Raw genomic sequence first — 17,113 nt, 5'->3', positions numbered from 1 at the left:
GCGTGGAAAAATCAGAAATAATGTGATTGTGTGTTTTTTGTTGGTAAGATTTTATCGTAAACATGGAGTAAAGTTCTGTCCTTTTACGGGACGCAAAAACCGGGGAGCGCGTACAGGAAAAAATAGCTTAGATAAGGGCACAACCCCGTCTTTGTCTGCCACTGTATTGTTCAATAATTTTCTTAAGAGTCTGAGTTATACAGAGGTTGGCGCAACAGGAATTTTTTCAGAAATTTTCCGGTATAAGAATCGGAGACATTAATAATATCTTCAGGACGCCCGGAAGCAACAATTTCGCCACCGCCGTCTCCGCCTTCTGGTCCTAAATCAATAATCCAGTCGGCTGTTTTAATGACTTCGAGGTTATGTTCGATGACCACAACAGTATTACCCTGCTCAACGAGTTCGTGCAATACTTCAAGAAGTTTAGAAATATCGTGAAAATGTAAGCCAGTTGTCGGTTCGTCTAAAATATAAAGCGTGTGGCCTGTTGCTTTGCGTGAAAGTTCTTTGGCGAGCTTTACACGCTGCGCTTCTCCACCGGACAACGTCGTAGCTTGTTGTCCAACTTTAATATAACCAAGCCCGACTGCGACGAGGGTTTTCATTTTGTTATGGATAGCAGGAACAGCTTGGAAAAATTTCTCGGCTTTTTCGACAGTCATATCGAGGACATCTGCGATGGATTTTCCTTTAAATTTCACCTCTAGTGTTTCCCGATTATAACGCTTTCCTTGGCACACATCGCAAGTAACGTAGACATCAGGTAGAAAGTGCATTTCAATTTTGATAACGCCGTCACCTTGGCAGGCTTCGCAACGTCCTCCTTTAACATTGAATGAAAAACGCCCTGCTTGATAACCGCGGGCTTTTGATTCTGGAAGCTCAGCAAACCAATCGCGGATCGGAGTAAAAGCTCCGGTATAGGTCGCTGGATTAGAACGTGGAGTTCGCCCGATAGGTGACTGATTAATATCAATTACTTTATCAAGAAATTCTAGCCCTTCTATTTTATCATAGCTTGCTGGATTTTGATGGCTTCCCATAATATGTCGCGACGCAGCTTTAAAGAGGGTCTCAATGAGAAATGTTGATTTCCCTCCTCCTGAAATACCCGTTATGCAAGTAAAGGTTCCAAGAGGAATGTTGGCACTAATATTTTTAAGGTTGTTGCCTCGAGCACCAATCACTTTAAGCGATTTTGATATTTTGCGTCGCTGAATAGGAATAGGGATAGCCATTTTGCCTGAGAGATATTGGCCGGTAAGGGAAGATGGATCATCGATGATTTCTTGCGGTGTGCCTTGGGCTATGATTTCTCCACCATGAACGCCTGCGGCAGGGCCAATATCGACGATATAGTCTGCAGCAAGAATGGCATCTTCATCATGCTCAACAACTATGACTGTGTTTCCAAGGTCACGTAGATGGCGCAGCGTTTCTAAAAGTCGTTCATTATCGCGCTGGTGTAAACCGATAGATGGCTCGTCCAAAACATAAAGGACACCTATAAGACCTGAGCCAATCTGGGATGCTAGTCGAATACGCTGACTTTCTCCGCCTGAAAGTGTCCCTGAAGTTCGGGATAAAGTCAGATATTCGAGCCCCACGTGATTTAAAAATGCCAAACGTTCGCGGATTTCTTTTAAAATACGCGTTGCAATATTACGTTGTTTTTCATCAAGATATTGATGGATATTAGCAAACCAGTCATCTGCTTTTAAAATAGAAAGTTCCGATATTTGTCCAATATGCATTCCGTGGATTTTGACAGCTAGTGCTTCTGGTTTTAGGCGGTAACCATTACAAGCTGGACAAGGCGAAGAAGACATGTAACGCTCAATTTCTTCACGGGACCACGCAGAATCGGTTTCTTTCCATCGCCGCTTCATGTTTGGGATAATACCCTCAAAGCATTTAGTCGCCGTATAAGAGCGCGCGCCGTCTTTATAAGCAAAGGTGATTTCTTTTGTTTGTGAGCCGTATAAAATAGCACGTTGTGCTTCATCTGAAAGTGCACACCATTTATCTGTGAGTTTAAACCCGTAAGCTTCTCCTAATCCCTCTAAAATTTGCTTATAGTAGAGTGAAGATGATTTAGACCAAGGAGCAATTGCTCCGGCTTTCAAAGTAAGATTTTCATTCGGAACGATTCTTGCAGGATCAATTGTCTTTTGGGTACCAAGACCATCGCAAATAGGACAAGCGCCGAAGGGGTTATTGAATGAAAAAAGGCGTGGTTCGATTTCAGGAATGGAGAATCCCGACACGGGACAGGCAAATTTTTCCGAAAAAATAAATCTTTTATGAGTTTCATTTTTTGATTTATTAGCGGGTTCTTTAGCGGTTCCTTTTTTTGTTAAAGGCTGATCCGTCATTTCAGCAATTGCGATCCCATCTGCTAATTTCAGGCAGGTTTCTATGCTGTCGGTTAAGCGGGAGGCGATGTCATTATGCACAATAATGCGGTCGACTACTACATCTATGTCGTGTTTATATTTTTTATCAAGGGGAGGAACATCAGGGATTTCGTAGAATTTTCCATCAACTTTGACACGCTGAAATCCTTTTTTTAAAAGTTCCATCAATTCTCTTTTGTATTCGCCTTTCCGCCCTTGTACTAGAGGCGCCATAATAAAGATCCGCGTCCCTTCTGGTAGGACCATAATTTGATCAACCATTTGGCTAACCGTCTGACTCCCGATAGGAAGGCCTGTAACAGGCGAATAGGGAACGCCAACACGAGCAAAAAGGAGGCGCATATAATCGTAAATTTCAGTTACGGTACCAACTGTTGAGCGGGGGTTACGGGTAGTAGTTTTTTGCTCAATAGCGATTGTGGGGGAGAGCCCGTCTATTTGATCAACATTTGGTTTTTGCATCATTTCCAAAAATTGGCGTGCGTAGGCGGAAAGGCTTTCAACGTAACGACGTTGCCCCTCGGCGTAAATTGTGTCAAAAGCTAAGGATGATTTCCCTGAACCAGAAGGCCCTGTTATAACAATTAGTTTTTCACGAGGGAGATTAAGATCAATATTTTTGAGGTTGTGTTCACGCGCGCCGCGAATAGAGATATATTTTTGATGAGGCATGTTCATCCTTGACATATGCAGACAAAATCGAACGCTAAACGTCAGATAAGGCCATTTTTTTGAAATTACAATCTATTCTATTATCCTTATGAGATAAAAAACGTAGATTTTGTGGGAGAAATGGTAGAGATAGTGGTATTTTTATTTTAAAGTAATCGAATAAACTATGCGTTGTTATCATCTTTTGTTATAATGGGGCGGTTTAAAATTCTGGAGTTTATGTGATGGCTGGTAGCCTTAATAAAGTTATTTTAATTGGTAATCTTGGCGCGGATCCTGAAATTCGCCGCCTAAATTCCGGTGATCAAGTGGCAAATTTACGCATTGCCACTTCAGAAAGTTGGCGTGATCGTAACACGAATGAGCGCAAAGAGCGCACCGAATGGCACAGCGTTGTCATTTTTAATGAAAATCTTATCAAGGTTGTGGAACAATATTTAAGAAAAGGTGGCAAAGTTTATATTGAGGGTCAGTTGCAGACACGCAAGTGGCAAGATCAAAACGGTAATGATCGTTATACAACAGAGGTCGTTTTGCAGAAGTACCGCGGTGAATTGCAGATGCTTGATAATCGCGGAGCAAGTAGCGGGGAACATGTGCAAGATGCTAATCAATCAGGCAGCGGCTACGGTAACTCTGGTTACAGTGGCGGTAATTTTGGGAGCGGTGATTCTGATCAGAGGGGCGGTTTTGGTCAAGGCGGTACTCAGCCAGAAGGGGGATTTTCTCGTCAATTAGATGATGATGTACCTTTTTGATGATTTGAGGTGGTATTATTATTTAAGAGAAGAAGCGCGGGGGGGTGTTTTCGGCTAAAGGTCAGAAAATGAAAAGTAACGCGTTGGAGGCTCTGTGAGGATAGAGGTATTCTCCGATAAGATAGGGCAGTATCGTGAAATTGTGGTAAAATTGAAAATAATACCTGCTGTAACGGAGGCTATAGCTTTTCTCTCAAGGGTGTTATAATTTTCCGTTTAAGATAATTGCTCAAAGCGGCACCGAGGCTGGCTCGTGTGCGCGCGTTTCTGTAATTATTTATTTCATGTTTTTAAGGTTCAGGGGAGAAAATTCTGATCATTTTATCCACTATTTTTAATACTGGTGAATAACATATTGAAAATTATTGTTAAATTTCTTCTTTGGAACAGGAATGAAATTGGCATTTTGGTGTATTTTTCGGTATAAAAGAGTGGAGTGATTCTTTAATTTGAAAGCATTAAAATTGTGACCGACCTTACTTCGCTATCAGAACGTGATGCGCTGACTGGTGTTGAGCCGATCAGTATTATAGAGGAGATGCAACGCTCTTATCTCGATTATGCGATGAGTGTGATTGTGTCGCGCGCACTGCCCGATGTGCGTGATGGTCTTAAGCCTGTTCACCGGCGTATTCTTTATGCGATGAATGAAATGGGGCTTTCTTTCAGCAAGTCTTATCGCAAGTCAGCAGGTGTCGTTGGTGAAGTAATGGGGAAATTTCACCCCCATGGTGACGCTTCAATTTATGATGCATTAGTGCGCATGGCGCAGGATTTTTCTCTGCGGAATCCATTGATTGATGGACAGGGAAATTTTGGTTCTGTTGATGGTGATCCTCCCGCAGCTATGCGCTATACTGAATGCCGTTTAGAAAAAATTTCGGAAGAACTCTTGACTGATATCGGTAAAGATACTGTCGACTTCCAAGATAATTACGATAGGCGTGAACATGAACCCGTGGTTTTGCCAGCACGTTTTCCCAATCTTTTAGTAAACGGGTCAGGCGGGATTGCTGTGGGGATGGCGACTAATATTCCCCCACACAATCTTGACGAAGTTGTTAATGGGTGTATCGCTTTGATTGATAACCCTGATATAACACTCGACGAAATGATTGAGATTATTCCAGGGCCTGATTTTCCGACAGGTGCTATTATTCTCGGTCGTTCGGGTATTCGGTCGGCTTATGAAACAGGGCGCGGTTCGATTATTATGCGCGCTAAGGTCGATATTGAAGAAATTCGCAGTGGTCGGCAGGCAATTATCGTAAGCGAAATACCTTATCAAGTTAATAAAGCAACGATGATTGAAAAAATAGCTGAATTAGTGCGAGATAAGCGTATTGAGGGGATTTCTGATTTACGCGACGAGTCTGATCGTGACGGGTACAGGGTGGTTATTGAACTTAAGAGAGAAGCTGTTGCCGATATTGTTTTGAATCAACTTTATCGTTACACGCCGCTGCAAACTTCTTTCGGTTGTAACATGGTTGCGTTAAATGGAGGAAAGCCTGAGCAAATGACTTTGCTCGATATGCTTCGCGCGTTTGTCGCTTTTCGAGAAGAAGTGGTGAGCCGGCGGACTAAATATCTTTTGCGTAAGGCTCGCGAACGTGCGCATATTTTAGTCGGTCTTGCTATTGCCGTCGCTAATATCGATGAAATTATAGCGTTAATTCGTAAAGCGTCTGATCCGCAAACAGCTCGTATACAGTTAATGGAGCGGCGTTGGTTAGCTGCTGATGTGGCGCCTTTAATTAAACTTATTGATGATCCTCGGCACATTATTCACGAGGATAATACATATAATTTATCTGAGGAGCAGGCGCGGGCTATTTTGGAACTGCGTTTACAGAGGTTGACGGCACTTGGGCGTGATGAAGTCGCGGATGAATTGAATAAAATTGGGGTAGATATCGCTGATTATCTTCTTATTTTAGCGTCGCGTTCACGGATTATGAACATTGTTAAAGACGAATTGACTGCTCTTCGCGAAACATTTACAACTCCTCGGCGTACTGTATTTGGCTTTGGTAGCGCCGATATGGATAATGAAGATTTAATCGTGCCAGAGGATATGGTGGTAACGGTTAGTCATAGTGGTTATATTAAACGAGTACCTTTAAATACGTATCGCGCTCAGCGTCGCGGAGGTAAGGGGCGTTCTGGCATGACTACAAAGGAGGAGGATTTTGTAACCCGTTTATTTGTAGTTAATACACATACACCGGTTCTTTTCTTTTCGTCGCGCGGGATTGTTTATAAAGAAAAAGTTTGGCGTTTGCCTGTTGGTACACCGCAATCGCGCGGGCGAGCCTTAATTAATATGTTACCCTTACAGAAAGATGAGCGTATAACAACGATCATGCCTCTTCCGGAGGATGAGGCAAGCTGGAGCGCACTGGATGTTGTGTTTGCGACAACGCGTGGGACTGTGCGTAGGAATAAATTATCAGACTTTGTTCAAGTTAATCGTAATGGTAAAATTGCGATGAAATTTGATGAAGAAGGAGATGAAATCCTTTCTGTAGAAACCTGCACGGAGCTTGATGACGTCGTTCTGACAACAGCTAACGGGCAGTGTATCCGTTTTCCTGTAACTGATGTTCGCGTATTCGCGGGACGTAATTCTATAGGGGTGCGCGGTATTAACGTCGTTGACGGCGATAAGGTCATTTCAATGACGATTTTAGAGCATACTGAGGCGACATCAGCTGAGCGTTCCGCTTACATTAAACGGGTGCTCCAGGAGCGGCGGGCAGCTGGTGCTGATACCGAAGATATTGCGGTCGCTGATGAAAATGGAGAGGGAACTGAAACGGAATTAAGTGATGAACGTTACGCAGAACTTAGTGCTCACGAGCAGACGCTTTTGATAATTAGCGAGCTTGGTTACGGAAAAAGATCTTCTTCCTATGAATTCCGTATTTCGGGCCGTGGCGGGAAAGGAATTCGTGCAACTGATCCGTCCAAGAGAGCTGAAATTGGCAAATTAGTAGCTGCTTTTCCGGTAGAGGAAAAAGATCAGATTATGTTGGTTTCTGATGGGGGGCAGCTTATTCGCGTTCCCGTTGATGGTATCCGTATAGCCGGTCGTTCAACTAAAGGGGTAAAAATTTTCAATACAGCGAAAGGTGAAAAAGTTGTATCGGTAGAGCGTATTTCCGATCCTGAAGATCACGCCGGCCAATTAGACGGTGAAAGCGAAGAGCATTTTGAGGCGGTTAGCGTTAAAGAAGAGAAATGACTCTGAAACTGTCGGGGTAGAATGATGACAATTGCTCTTTATGCGGGTTCCTTTGATCCTATTACAAATGGTCACCTTGATGTTTTGCGAGGCAGTTTGGCGTTAGCTGATGAAGTCGTGGTGGCGATAGGCATACAGCCTAAAAAACAGCCACTCTTTAGCTTTGAAGAACGTGCTGATTTAATCGCACAAGTGGGGAAGGATTTATTAAATGTAGATTCTAAACGGTTGCGGGTTATTTCATTTGATAATCTTTTAATAGATAAAGCACGTGAGATTGGTGCTTCTTTCCTCATTCGCGGTTTGCGCGATGGCACTGACCTTGATTACGAGATGCAGATGGCAGGAATGAATGGGATCATGGCTCCCGAATTGCAAACTGTCTTTTTACCAGCTAGTGTTTTCGGCCGTACGATTACCTCTACGTTAGTGCGGCAGATTTCTGCTATGGGGGGGGATGTTGCACCTTTTGTCCCCCAAAATGTCGCGCAAGCTTTGCTCTTAAAATGCAAATCTTCGAAAGAGAATGATGATGTATCCTAAAGTCTTTGCCATTTTAGTATATGTTTTTTGCTTTTTTTCGTCTAACGCAGTAGCAGATGACCGTAATATCCTCGTTTTATCCCTCAAAAACGGTAACGTCATTATTCGCCTTCGTCCTGATCTCGCGCCAAAACATGTTGATCAAATCAAGAAATTAACGGAAGAAGGAGCTTATAATAATGTTGTGTTTCATCGTGTCATTCCCGGTTTTATGGCACAAACTGGTGATGTAAAGTTTGGGAAAAAGGGCAGCGTTGATTTTGATCTTAAACGTGTTGGCGCAGGTGGTTCAAATTATCCTAATCTGCCAGCAGAGTTTTCGGCGCAGCCATTTAAACGTGGCACAGTTGGCATGGCACGTTCACAGGACCCTAATTCGGCAAATTCTCAATTCTTTATTTGTTTCAGTGACTCTCCTTTTTTAAATAGTCAGTACACTGTTGTCGGGGAAGTTATTGAGGGAATAGAGGTTGTTGATAAAATTAAAAAAGGCACTGTGGATAATAATGGATCTGTACCAGATCCTGATGTTATCGATGCTGCCTATTTGAAAATTGATAAATAATTTAAAGGAGTAATCTACATGGCTGAGGTCAGAGATCCAGAGAACACTCTCATTCTTGAAACAACAAAAGGCAAAATAGTTATTGAGCTTTTTGCTGACTTGGCTCCTTGTCATGTTATGCGTATTAAAGAACTCGCTGACGAAGGTGCTTACGATAATGTTGTTTTTCACCGCGTTATCGATGGTTTTATGGCACAGACCGGCGATGTGCAATTTGGAAAAAAAGACAGCGAAAAATTTAATTCGTCGCGTGTAGGTATGGGCGGCTCGGATAAACCTGATTTGAAAGCAGAGTTTTCCAATTTTTCTCATAAACGCGGTATAGTTTCTATGGCACGTAGTCAGAATCCAAATTCTGCTAATTCGCAATTTTTTATTTGCCTCGCGGACGCTCCTTGGCTTGATCGTCAATATTCCGTGTGGGGGCAGGTTATTGAAGGTATGGAAAATGTCGATAAGATCAAGCGTGGCGAACCTGTAGTGAATCCTGACGTCATTATTAAAGCTACAATCGCCGCGAATATAGAATAATTATGCGTTGTACAATAATTGCCTTTTATAAGGTTCTTTGGGGCAGGTGTGGGCCATACATTTCGAGTAAATAGGATTTTTATTTCGCGTTTTTTAGGACAATCAATTACCTTAAAATTGACTATCTGTGTGAGTGGGCTCTTCGCTTTAGGTTTATTAAAAAAGAGCGCGGGATTTTGCGTCTCTTAATTTTCTGGTAAGTTCCGATGCGGGGGCGCTAATACTACATATTAAGTTGTTTGATGCAGTTTCTGCGGACCTTATTATGTGCTGATAGCACTGCGGGAGCTGACTTTTGACTATATTTTGCTTTTTATATGTTGTGATGGAGCACATTTGATGATGGGATGTTAAGATAAAAAGGTCACTCTGTCAGTTCTAGCAGCGAAGAAAAGGCAGCAACAGCGTTAACGCTGTTCATATTTTGTCAAAGATCTCTAGATGGTTTAAAAAATCATGCACAAAGCGGTATTTTGTTACGTTACTTATAGACGTAAAAAGTTTTTATATCTATAAAAGTGGGGAACGCGTGTGGTTGTAAAAGGTGCTCAGAAATTGGCCATATAAACGCTCAAACTATAAAAATATCAATATAGTAGCAAAAATCTGTAAGAACAAACATCGTTCCCGCTAAAGCAATAGTTTTACGGGTATTTAGGTTGTAATGGGTGAGTACGGCTATTTATTGTGGGGGGTATTAGGCCAAATTACTATTTTCACTTATTTTTCTCAAATTTTCTGTGTGCAGACCTTCAGCGTATAGAGAATCTTGGAAGCGTCTATAATGTAGTTTGAAAAAGTATTTTTTATTTTTATGACGGTATGAGTTGATAAAATTAAAAAGATAAGAATGATGATAAAAACATTTCATTATAACAAAATCTCTCAAGATGGGTGCGCACGCCGGGGCGAAATTATAACAGCGCGTGGGTGTATTCGCACACCAGCATTTATGCCGGTTGGGACCGCGGGAACTGTTAAGGCCATGTATATGGATCAGTTGAGTACTCTTGGGGCAGATATAATTTTGGGCAATACATATCATTTAATGTTGCGCCCAGGAGCTGAGCGTGTAGCGCGTTTGGGAGGGCTACATGAGTTTATCCGCTGGCCTGGACCTATTTTGACAGATTCTGGAGGGTTTCAGGTTATGTCGCTCGCAGGAATTTGTAAAATTACGGAGAAAAGCGTAATTTTTCGCTCTTATATTAATGGAGCGTATTACGAAATGAGTCCGGAGCGTTCCATCGAAATCCAAGGGCTCCTTGATTCTGATATTCAAATGCAGCTTGATCAATGTATTGCGTTACCGGCAAGCGAGAGAGAAATGGAAATGGCTATGGAACTCTCGCTATCTTGGGCGCAGCGTTGTAAAACGGCTTTTGGTGATCAACCAAATAAAGCTATGTTCGGTATTGTGCAAGGCGGTGATAATATGAAGTTGCGCGAACGCTCTGCTCAAGCACTGAAAGAGATGGATTTGAAAGGCTACGCGATTGGAGGGCTTGCGGTTGGTGAACCTCAAAATATTATGATAAATGTATTAGATGTTGTTTGTTCGATTTTGCCAGAGGATAAACCGCGTTATCTCATGGGGGTGGGAACGCCGGATGATATTTTGAAAAGTGTCGCCCGGGGTATTGATATGTTTGATTGTGTTATGCCAACTCGTGCGGGTCGTCATGGTTTAGCTTTCACTCGCTTCGGCAGGATTAATTTGCGTAATGCTCGTTATGCAGAAGATCCACTTCCTCTCGATCTACAATCGCTTTGTCCCGCTGCTCGTGATTACAGTTGCGCTTATTTACACCACTTAATTAAGTCCGGAGAATCTCTTGGGGGTATGTTACTAACGTGGAATAATCTTTTTTATTATCAACAGCTTATGCAAGGTATTCGGGCTTCTATCGAAGCGGAATGCTATGCTGATTTTTGTGCTGAAACAAGCGCTTTGTGGGCGCAAGGACGATGAAAAATTAGCAAAATAGTGTGCATCTTCTTTTTTTGAATTTGTTTAAGCACGCTGATAAATTGTTCCCTCGTAGAAAAGATTTTTACCGATAATATACACGGCCAAAATGGCCTTCCTATAAAGCATAAAACTGCGCTATCCTGAAAAATAGATGCGCAGTCTTATGAGTACATGTTCTCTCTATAATACCCAATATTCGGCAGAGATCATTGCTTCGGTACGCACTACCTGACCCGAAGAAAAACAGTTTGTTTTCCGTTTCTGCCTATTGTCTAGATCAACAATATTAATGACGGGTTAGCGATTTCTTAAAAAAATATAAACATTGCGCTTTTATAGGCCTATTTGTGTTTTTTATAAGAGATTACAGAGATAAGGTGCGTGATATCGTATTTTTTTAAGAAAATTGACGCTAACACCTGGAGGATGTATTATTTTTGTCTTCTGAAGGTAGGCCAAAATGCATGCACGAGCTTTAGCGGGAGCTTTGGTGCAATCTGCTTTTAATATCGCTAATGCATTTGGTGCAGAATCTGGGGCATGGGTTTTAAAATAGGTTACAGTTATGAATATACCGCTATACTTGGAGGCATTTTGGCTTTAGGTGGCTGTTGATTTTTATTTTCGTAGCGCATGGAAAAAAGCGCTCGGCACCTTTCTCATTTATGAGTGACTTTTAAGGAAAAGTCAGTTTTTCGTTACGCTATGATTATTTTTAAGCAGTTGCGTTTTATGTATTTCAGGCTGGTTATGAAAAAAATTATTTGCTTAGTTTAGTGCTTTTTATTTATTTCCACGTACCGATGAGCTTCAAAAAACGTTCTGATATCTATCCATTGTTTTTCTAATTCGAAGAGCACTTAGATAATTATACGCCCTTTGTTAGAGTTTATTATTTAGTGAAGTATGTTTAAAATTTTTTAGGGTTACTGAGAGCTTTTTTATTCTTCCCGAGTGTTTCTTTATTATTCCGTTTTATTTTTTAGCGTGTTATTAGAAATTCGCAGAGAGAATGGGATACAAACACAGAGTAAAAGGCCAATGAACACCGCGAGAAGAATTTTTGCTTCGAAGATTAGCTTTACTCCTTCTCCAGAGCTAAATAGGCTAGCAAGATTAGTAATTTTTTCCGCTAATGCCGCACCGAAAGCTGTAGAGAATAGCTGTACAGAGGTGAGAGATTCGCCAGCGCGCAGAGCATCTTGATGGCTAGCGCATTGCAATATTAGTGCTAATAGATGCGGCCACGCTACACCGAAGCTAATTCCGGTGGAAAACAATGCTAGGCAAATGATAAAGATACGTCCAGGCGCGGAAGCTTCTGTCGGGATAAGCCATAAAAGAACGCTTATACTTAAAAGGTTTGATATAGGAGAATATACAATAATTTTGTGAATTTTTTTTGAGGGTGCGCTAGCACTTAATAAAGAACCGCATGTCCAACCAAGACTCAATAATGCTGCTATATAACCAGCAGTGAGTGGGTCTTTTTTATAAAGTTCCTGAAGAAAAAGTGGAAAATAAAGTTCTACACCACATGCTATTGCACACATGATAAACATCAATGAATAAATAGGGAGAAATTTGGAGGAGAAAGAGAAGGTCTTGTGTGGCAGCATAGGACGATGCGTAGATGACTCAATTTTTGCTAAAACAAAGAGAAGACCGACTCCGGTGACTAATCCGCAGATTTTTGCAATTGTAGTATCCACGGCGCTTCCGGTAGAAATAATAAAAATTGATAAGACAAGTACGAAAAGTTGTAAGAGAGGAAGAGGAGGGGATGAGACACAGATCTCTTTTCTATCTTTTGGCAAAATTTTAAGGGCCGTAAATAGAAAAATTATTGCTAAAATGCCGACTGTCCAAAAAGATGCTCTCCACGTACCGTACTGTATAGAGAGGCCGCCAATAGCTGGCCCTAATAAAGTCGATATTCCCCACATACCAGAGATAATACTCAATGCACGTGACCATAAAGACGGATCGAAAACAATACGCACCATAGAATAAGGCAAGGACAGCAGAGAGCCGCCAGCAAAGCCTTGAATGAACCTCCCTATCAAAAATAAGAGCATAGTCGGGGCAATGCTGCACATAAAAGCACCGACCGCAAAAATTAATGCAGAAAAAATATAAGTTTTGCAAAGACCTATTTTTCCTAATATTCTTGTTGAAAGCAAGGTACCAATAAGCGAAGCCATGGTGAAAATACTCATCGCCCAAGAATAACCCCCGCTCCCAATATCATTAATAAGGGAGGGCAAGGCCGTAATCGTAACGTAAATGTCAACAGCATATAAAACAGAACCACCTGCGAAAACCAGAGTATGAACACCGTTTTTGCCAGATAAAAGCGCAGACCAGCTTTGTTTTTTCACTATTTCCCTATTATTTGTCAAAGAATCACGCCCCTCCCTTTGGAGGGCAGATTGTTCGATTTTTCTAAGAATCGAAGCTTCCTTCTCGTAGAGCTTTAAGGCTAAATTATGTCAATCGACCATTGTTTCTTTTAAATTTTCATCAATTTTATCAAGAAATCCTGTTGTGGAAAGCCATTTTTGCTCAGGTCCTATCAAAAGTGCGAGGTCTTTAGTCATAAATCCTTTTTCAACAGTATGAATACAGACTTCTTCCAATGTAGTAGCAAAGTTTTTTAATTCCTCATTGTTATCAAGCTTAGCGCGATGCATTAATCCACGCGTCCACGCAAAAATAGAGGCAATAGAATTCGTTGACGTTTCTTCATTTTTTTGATGTTGGCGGTAATGGCGTGTTACTGTACCGTGCGCGGCCTCAGCCTCAACTATTTCGCCGTCTGGTGTCATAAGGACGGAAGTCATAAGACCAAGGGAACCAAAGCCTTGGGCCACGATATCTGATTGAACATCCCCATCATAGTTTTTACACGCCCAAACGTAGCCACCTGACCATTTAAGCGCAGAGGCAACCATATCGTCAATTAGGCGGTGCTCGTAATGTAATTTACGGCTTTCAAATTCAGCTTTAAATTCCGCATCAAATGTTTCCTGAAAAATGTCTTTAAAACGGCCATCATACATCTTCAAAATGGTATTTTTTGTTGAAAGATAAACTGGAACACCCCGCTGCAGACCGTAATTAAAAGATGCACGAGCGAAATCACGAATTGATTCATCGAGATTATACATAGCCATAGCAACCCCTGCGCTTGGAGCATCAAAAACGTCATGCTCGATAATTTGGCCGTCACTGCCAACAAACTTAATGCTCAGTTTTCCTTTTCCAGGAAATTTAAAATCGGTCGCCTTATACTGATCACCGAACGCGTGGCGTCCAACAATAATTGGCTTGGTCCAGTTAGGAACGAGGCGCGGAACATTTTTGCAGATAATGGGTTCACGAAAAATCACCCCTCCTAAAATATTGCGGATTGTACCATTTGGTGACTTCCACATTTTTTTTAAGCTAAATTCTTTAACCCGTGATTCATCAGGAGTAATAGTTGCACATTTTATGCCGACGCCATATTCTTTAATAGCGTGAGCGGAATCAATCGTTATTTGATCATTAGTTGCATCGCGGTTTTCTATAGAAAGATCGTAATATTTAAGATCAATATCGAGGTAAGGATAGATTAGTTTTTCTTTAATATATTTCCAGATAACGCGAGTCATTTCATCGCCGTCGAGTTCAACAACAGGATTTGCCACTTTGATCTTTGCCATTAGGATTCCCTTTTTATTTAAGTGATATTGCATCTCATAACACTTTCAGGTCTATAATGAAAAGCGGAAACAAAGGTAATAAGAGATATTCAATTTTACAAAAGATAATGAATCGGTATACAAAGCAGTGATTGTATGATTGTTAGTTTTTTCAGTAGAAGCGTGAAATTTAGAAATAAATTTTATTTGCATTGTTTGCTTTTTATCTTTGTTTGTTTAGGTTTAGAAAAAAACTGTATGATGTAAAGCTTCATAAAAATATCAGGTGGGCAAAGTCTTGAATTGGGAAAAGAAGCGCCTTTCGGTTTCGCTGCTTTAGCTTTTTTAATTTTAAAAAGAAAAAAGGGACTATACGGGATTTATCGGTTCAGACACAGGATTATAATGTCCTGTTTTGGGGAAGCTGCAACTCAAGAAACGCGCGTAAGTCAATTCAGTTAATACTAATATACGTCCTTTTTAAAAAGCCGATTTTAGCGTAAGAGCTTCCGCTCTTACGCTAAATTTTAGAAGAAATTTGAGAAACGAGCCCCCCGCGGGACACAGCGCGAATTTTGCGTCGCTAAACGCGCTCTGGGTCTTTGTATTTTTCTTAAAGGATAGCGCACCTTCCGCCTGTACATTGGTTAATTAAAGAACTTTTTGGTACTTTTCCACTGCCTCTTCTACGTTCTCCTTCTCCGGTACAGTTATTTTGGGAGATTGTAACGCTCAAAGGTTGGTCGGCCTCTCCGGTTAGCTGCAATGTTGCCAGAGCGAGAAAGGGGAGATAAGGGCTTTGCTGGGTAAGACGATATAAAACAGTGTCAATATCGCCATCCCGAATTGGCTGAAGTGTGCTGGAAAAATCCTCAAAGCTTGTTGCACCGGATACAAGATTTGTCGGAATTATTATAAGCCCATCGCGAGAACGCAAAATCGGCAGCGCATGTCTGGTTACTTCACCATCTAGGTAGACAGACAAACCAATCCACACTGTTCCTGGAGGTGCGCGGAAAAGGTTCTCGATGGCATTCGCAATGGTGACTGCAGTGGTGGATATGCTCGATAATCTCCAAGCATAATTCGGCAAAGCGATCTGCGTTACCGCGTTCGCTACCAGTACATCAGTCGTAAGGTAACCGTCTTGCGGGGTCATAGGGACGTTATGAATAGTAGAAGCAAATTCTATAGCCCGGTAAAGCAAAGGATATCTGTTTTCTAATGAAATTAGCGGATTGACATTCGGAGCTGTATCAAAAAAATAACCTCTTGAACGGGGGGCACCCGGGAAAGTGTCGTGAAGTTCAGCAATCATTTGAAGAGTATGTATAAGGCAGATACCGCACATTCCCGCTGTAGCATGGGAATCATCCGTAGAGATTGCTATCTCGTAAAGCCGCCTTTGCCATTGATCATCAAAGTGGAAATCAGGGGGTAAGGACCGTTTTGCTTTTTGTCTCGGACCGAGAACAGGCGGCGTTTTTCCAGGAGCCGGGCAGTAAGGAAGTGCGTCTTCCACATTTGCCATAACATAGCGATTCCACCGCTCAATATCATAATCTAAAACAAATTTAGATGTTGGAGAATTTTGCGTGTCTTGTTTGATATAAGCAGGTTTTGCGGTATAAGGGAATCCCCAATTAGAACCATATTGAGTAACTCTTAACAAATTATTTTGGTAATCCAAAATCAGTCCCTCACGTCCAGCTAAAAAAGAAACGTCCCAGAATGTTTTATCCTTTGTGGTGGGGACATTATCATTGCAAAATAACCACTTGACCCAACCCCATTCCTCCGAAGAAGATTGCTGGGAAGTCATGCAAGCAAGCAATCCAGCGGAAGGGAAATATCTGGCGATATGACCATTTTCAGGGTTATAGTAAAGGTCAAAGGCTCCAGATTCAGATCCGCTATTTGAAATATAATACATAAAGAAGCCAGAGCGGCTTACATACTTCCAGCCTAGTGAAGTTTTAAAGCTCATATTACCAGGTATTGCGATAGTTTTTACCCACTCGTCCATTGTGGGCGTCATCAAAGTATGGTTGTAGTAGTCTTTTGGATTTTTCGAGATATAAGTGTACCACTTATAATCTTTAACACGAAACTTTTCGTCTGCCGTGTGAAAGGCATTATCTTTAACGATCCAACGTTGATTGGCGTCATTGATAACACAAGGTCTGAGCTTGATATAATCCCAATCTGCTGTTGCGCTTCCGCCAATACCTGTGACAGAACTTGGAGCTGTCATACACAACCAGACGTCTTTAATCTTCCAAGCTATCCTTTGAAAAACATCATACCGAGCGAATGGAACTTTTTGAGAAGAGCAGTTGTCAAGGTAAACGTAGCCCTCGCCATCTACAAATGCCAAGGCGTAACAATATTCCCCCCCGTTGTGAGCTTTAACGCGGATAGCTCTATCAGCAGGTTCATCAGCAGGCTTCTGAATAACTTGGGGGATGGGAGCAGAGAAAGAAGGGAGAGAATTGAGAGATAATAAAAAGACAAAAAAGAACGAAAGAAATTTCACGTTACTTTTTTTTCTTAAACTATGCTCCCTTAAATCAAAAAACGGAGCTTTATCGTGTTTCATGATACGGAGAGTCCTGATGTTTAATAATTCAAGTTACATTCAGGCTCGAGTTATAGGGCGGAAAGGCAATTAGACTAGAGAATTACGAAAAAGAGTATGTTTAAAACTAAAATGCGCGTA

Annotated in this window: 10 protein-coding genes and 1 pseudogene; 7 read left to right on the top strand and 4 right to left on the bottom strand. The window is 41.5% G+C overall.

Going from position 1 to position 17,113, the window contains the following annotated elements:
• Nucleotides 1-182 precede the first annotated feature (182 nt).
• Nucleotides 183-3,092: an excinuclease ABC subunit UvrA gene (uvrA, locus tag BANH1_RS04000; protein ID WP_015398136.1), complete on the bottom strand. Its 2,910-nt coding sequence runs from the start codon at nucleotides 3,090-3,092 to the stop codon at nucleotides 183-185.
• 224 nt (nucleotides 3,093-3,316) lie between these two features.
• Between uvrA and ssb the strand changes: the two genes are divergently transcribed.
• From ssb to BANH1_RS07315, 7 genes and pseudogenes are all read left to right on the top strand, one after another.
• The gene (ssb, locus tag BANH1_RS03995; protein ID WP_015398135.1) at nucleotides 3,317-3,850 is read left to right on the top strand and encodes a single-stranded DNA-binding protein; all 534 of its coding nucleotides are present in this window, start codon (nucleotides 3,317-3,319) and stop codon (nucleotides 3,848-3,850) included.
• A 466-nt stretch (nucleotides 3,851-4,316) separates the two neighbouring features.
• Nucleotides 4,317-7,097: a DNA gyrase subunit A gene (gene gyrA, locus BANH1_RS03990; RefSeq protein WP_015398134.1), complete on the top strand. Its 2,781-nt coding sequence runs from the start codon at nucleotides 4,317-4,319 to the stop codon at nucleotides 7,095-7,097.
• Nucleotides 7,098-7,121: 24 nt separating this feature from the next.
• Complete coding sequence (gene coaD, locus BANH1_RS03985; protein WP_187287505.1) at nucleotides 7,122-7,640, top strand: pantetheine-phosphate adenylyltransferase; 519 nt, start codon at nucleotides 7,122-7,124, stop codon at nucleotides 7,638-7,640.
• Nucleotides 7,630-8,205, top strand: coding sequence for a peptidylprolyl isomerase (locus BANH1_RS03980; protein ID WP_015398132.1), 576 nt, complete (start codon nucleotides 7,630-7,632; stop codon nucleotides 8,203-8,205). The genes coaD and BANH1_RS03980 overlap by 11 nt, the downstream gene beginning before the upstream one ends.
• An 18-nt stretch (nucleotides 8,206-8,223) precedes the next feature.
• Nucleotides 8,224-8,736, top strand: a complete 513-nt coding sequence (locus BANH1_RS03975) for a peptidylprolyl isomerase (RefSeq protein WP_015398131.1) — start codon at nucleotides 8,224-8,226, stop codon at nucleotides 8,734-8,736.
• A gap of 853 nt (nucleotides 8,737-9,589) precedes the next feature.
• A complete protein-coding gene (gene tgt, locus BANH1_RS03970) occupies nucleotides 9,590-10,708 on the top strand; it encodes a tRNA guanosine(34) transglycosylase Tgt (RefSeq protein ID WP_041583241.1) in 1,119 nt (372 codons plus the stop codon).
• 460 nt (nucleotides 10,709-11,168) lie between these two features.
• Nucleotides 11,169-11,388, top strand: a pseudogene (locus BANH1_RS07315) (MFS transporter); the annotation flags it as partial.
• Nucleotides 11,389-11,673: 285 nt separating this feature from the next.
• Here BANH1_RS07315 and BANH1_RS03965 read toward each other — a convergent pair.
• The 3 genes from BANH1_RS03965 to BANH1_RS03955 form a co-directional block, all read right to left on the bottom strand.
• The gene (locus BANH1_RS03965; protein WP_015398129.1) at nucleotides 11,674-13,089 is read right to left on the bottom strand and encodes an MFS transporter; all 1,416 of its coding nucleotides are present in this window, start codon (nucleotides 13,087-13,089) and stop codon (nucleotides 11,674-11,676) included.
• 111 nt (nucleotides 13,090-13,200) lie between these two features.
• On the bottom strand, nucleotides 13,201-14,415 hold the full coding sequence (locus tag BANH1_RS03960; RefSeq protein WP_015398128.1) for an NADP-dependent isocitrate dehydrogenase: 1,215 nt from the start codon (nucleotides 14,413-14,415) through the stop codon (nucleotides 13,201-13,203).
• A 592-nt stretch (nucleotides 14,416-15,007) separates the two neighbouring features.
• Nucleotides 15,008-16,993: a DUF1561 family protein gene (locus BANH1_RS03955; RefSeq protein WP_015398127.1), complete on the bottom strand. Its 1,986-nt coding sequence runs from the start codon at nucleotides 16,991-16,993 to the stop codon at nucleotides 15,008-15,010.
• Between the last annotated feature and the right edge of the window lie 120 nt (nucleotides 16,994-17,113).

Origin of the sequence: Bartonella australis AUST/NH1 (assembly GCF_000341355.1) — a bacterium.
GTDB lineage: Bacteria > Pseudomonadota > Alphaproteobacteria > Rhizobiales > Rhizobiaceae > Bartonella > Bartonella australis.
Note: the sequence above shows the minus strand (reverse complement) of the source record. Positions and strands in the feature narration are given on the sequence as shown.

What these genes read in the sequence shown, in the direction of transcription:
- uvrA (WP_015398136.1), bottom strand. Translation starts at nt 3,092, where the DNA reads ATGCCTCATCAAAAATATATCTCTATTCGCGGCGCGCGTGAACACAAC.
- ssb (WP_015398135.1), top strand. Translation starts at nt 3,317, where the DNA reads ATGGCTGGTAGCCTTAATAAAGTTATTTTAATTGGTAATCTTGGCGCG.
- coaD (WP_187287505.1), top strand. Translation starts at nt 7,122, where the DNA reads ATGACAATTGCTCTTTATGCGGGTTCCTTTGATCCTATTACAAATGGT.
- BANH1_RS03980 (WP_015398132.1), top strand. Translation starts at nt 7,630, where the DNA reads ATGTATCCTAAAGTCTTTGCCATTTTAGTATATGTTTTTTGCTTTTTT.
- BANH1_RS03975 (WP_015398131.1), top strand. Translation starts at nt 8,224, where the DNA reads ATGGCTGAGGTCAGAGATCCAGAGAACACTCTCATTCTTGAAACAACA.
- tgt (WP_041583241.1), top strand. Translation starts at nt 9,590, where the DNA reads ATGATAAAAACATTTCATTATAACAAAATCTCTCAAGATGGGTGCGCA.
- BANH1_RS03960 (WP_015398128.1), bottom strand. Translation starts at nt 14,415, where the DNA reads ATGGCAAAGATCAAAGTGGCAAATCCTGTTGTTGAACTCGACGGCGAT.
- BANH1_RS03955 (WP_015398127.1), bottom strand. Translation starts at nt 16,993, where the DNA reads ATGAAACACGATAAAGCTCCGTTTTTTGATTTAAGGGAGCATAGTTTA.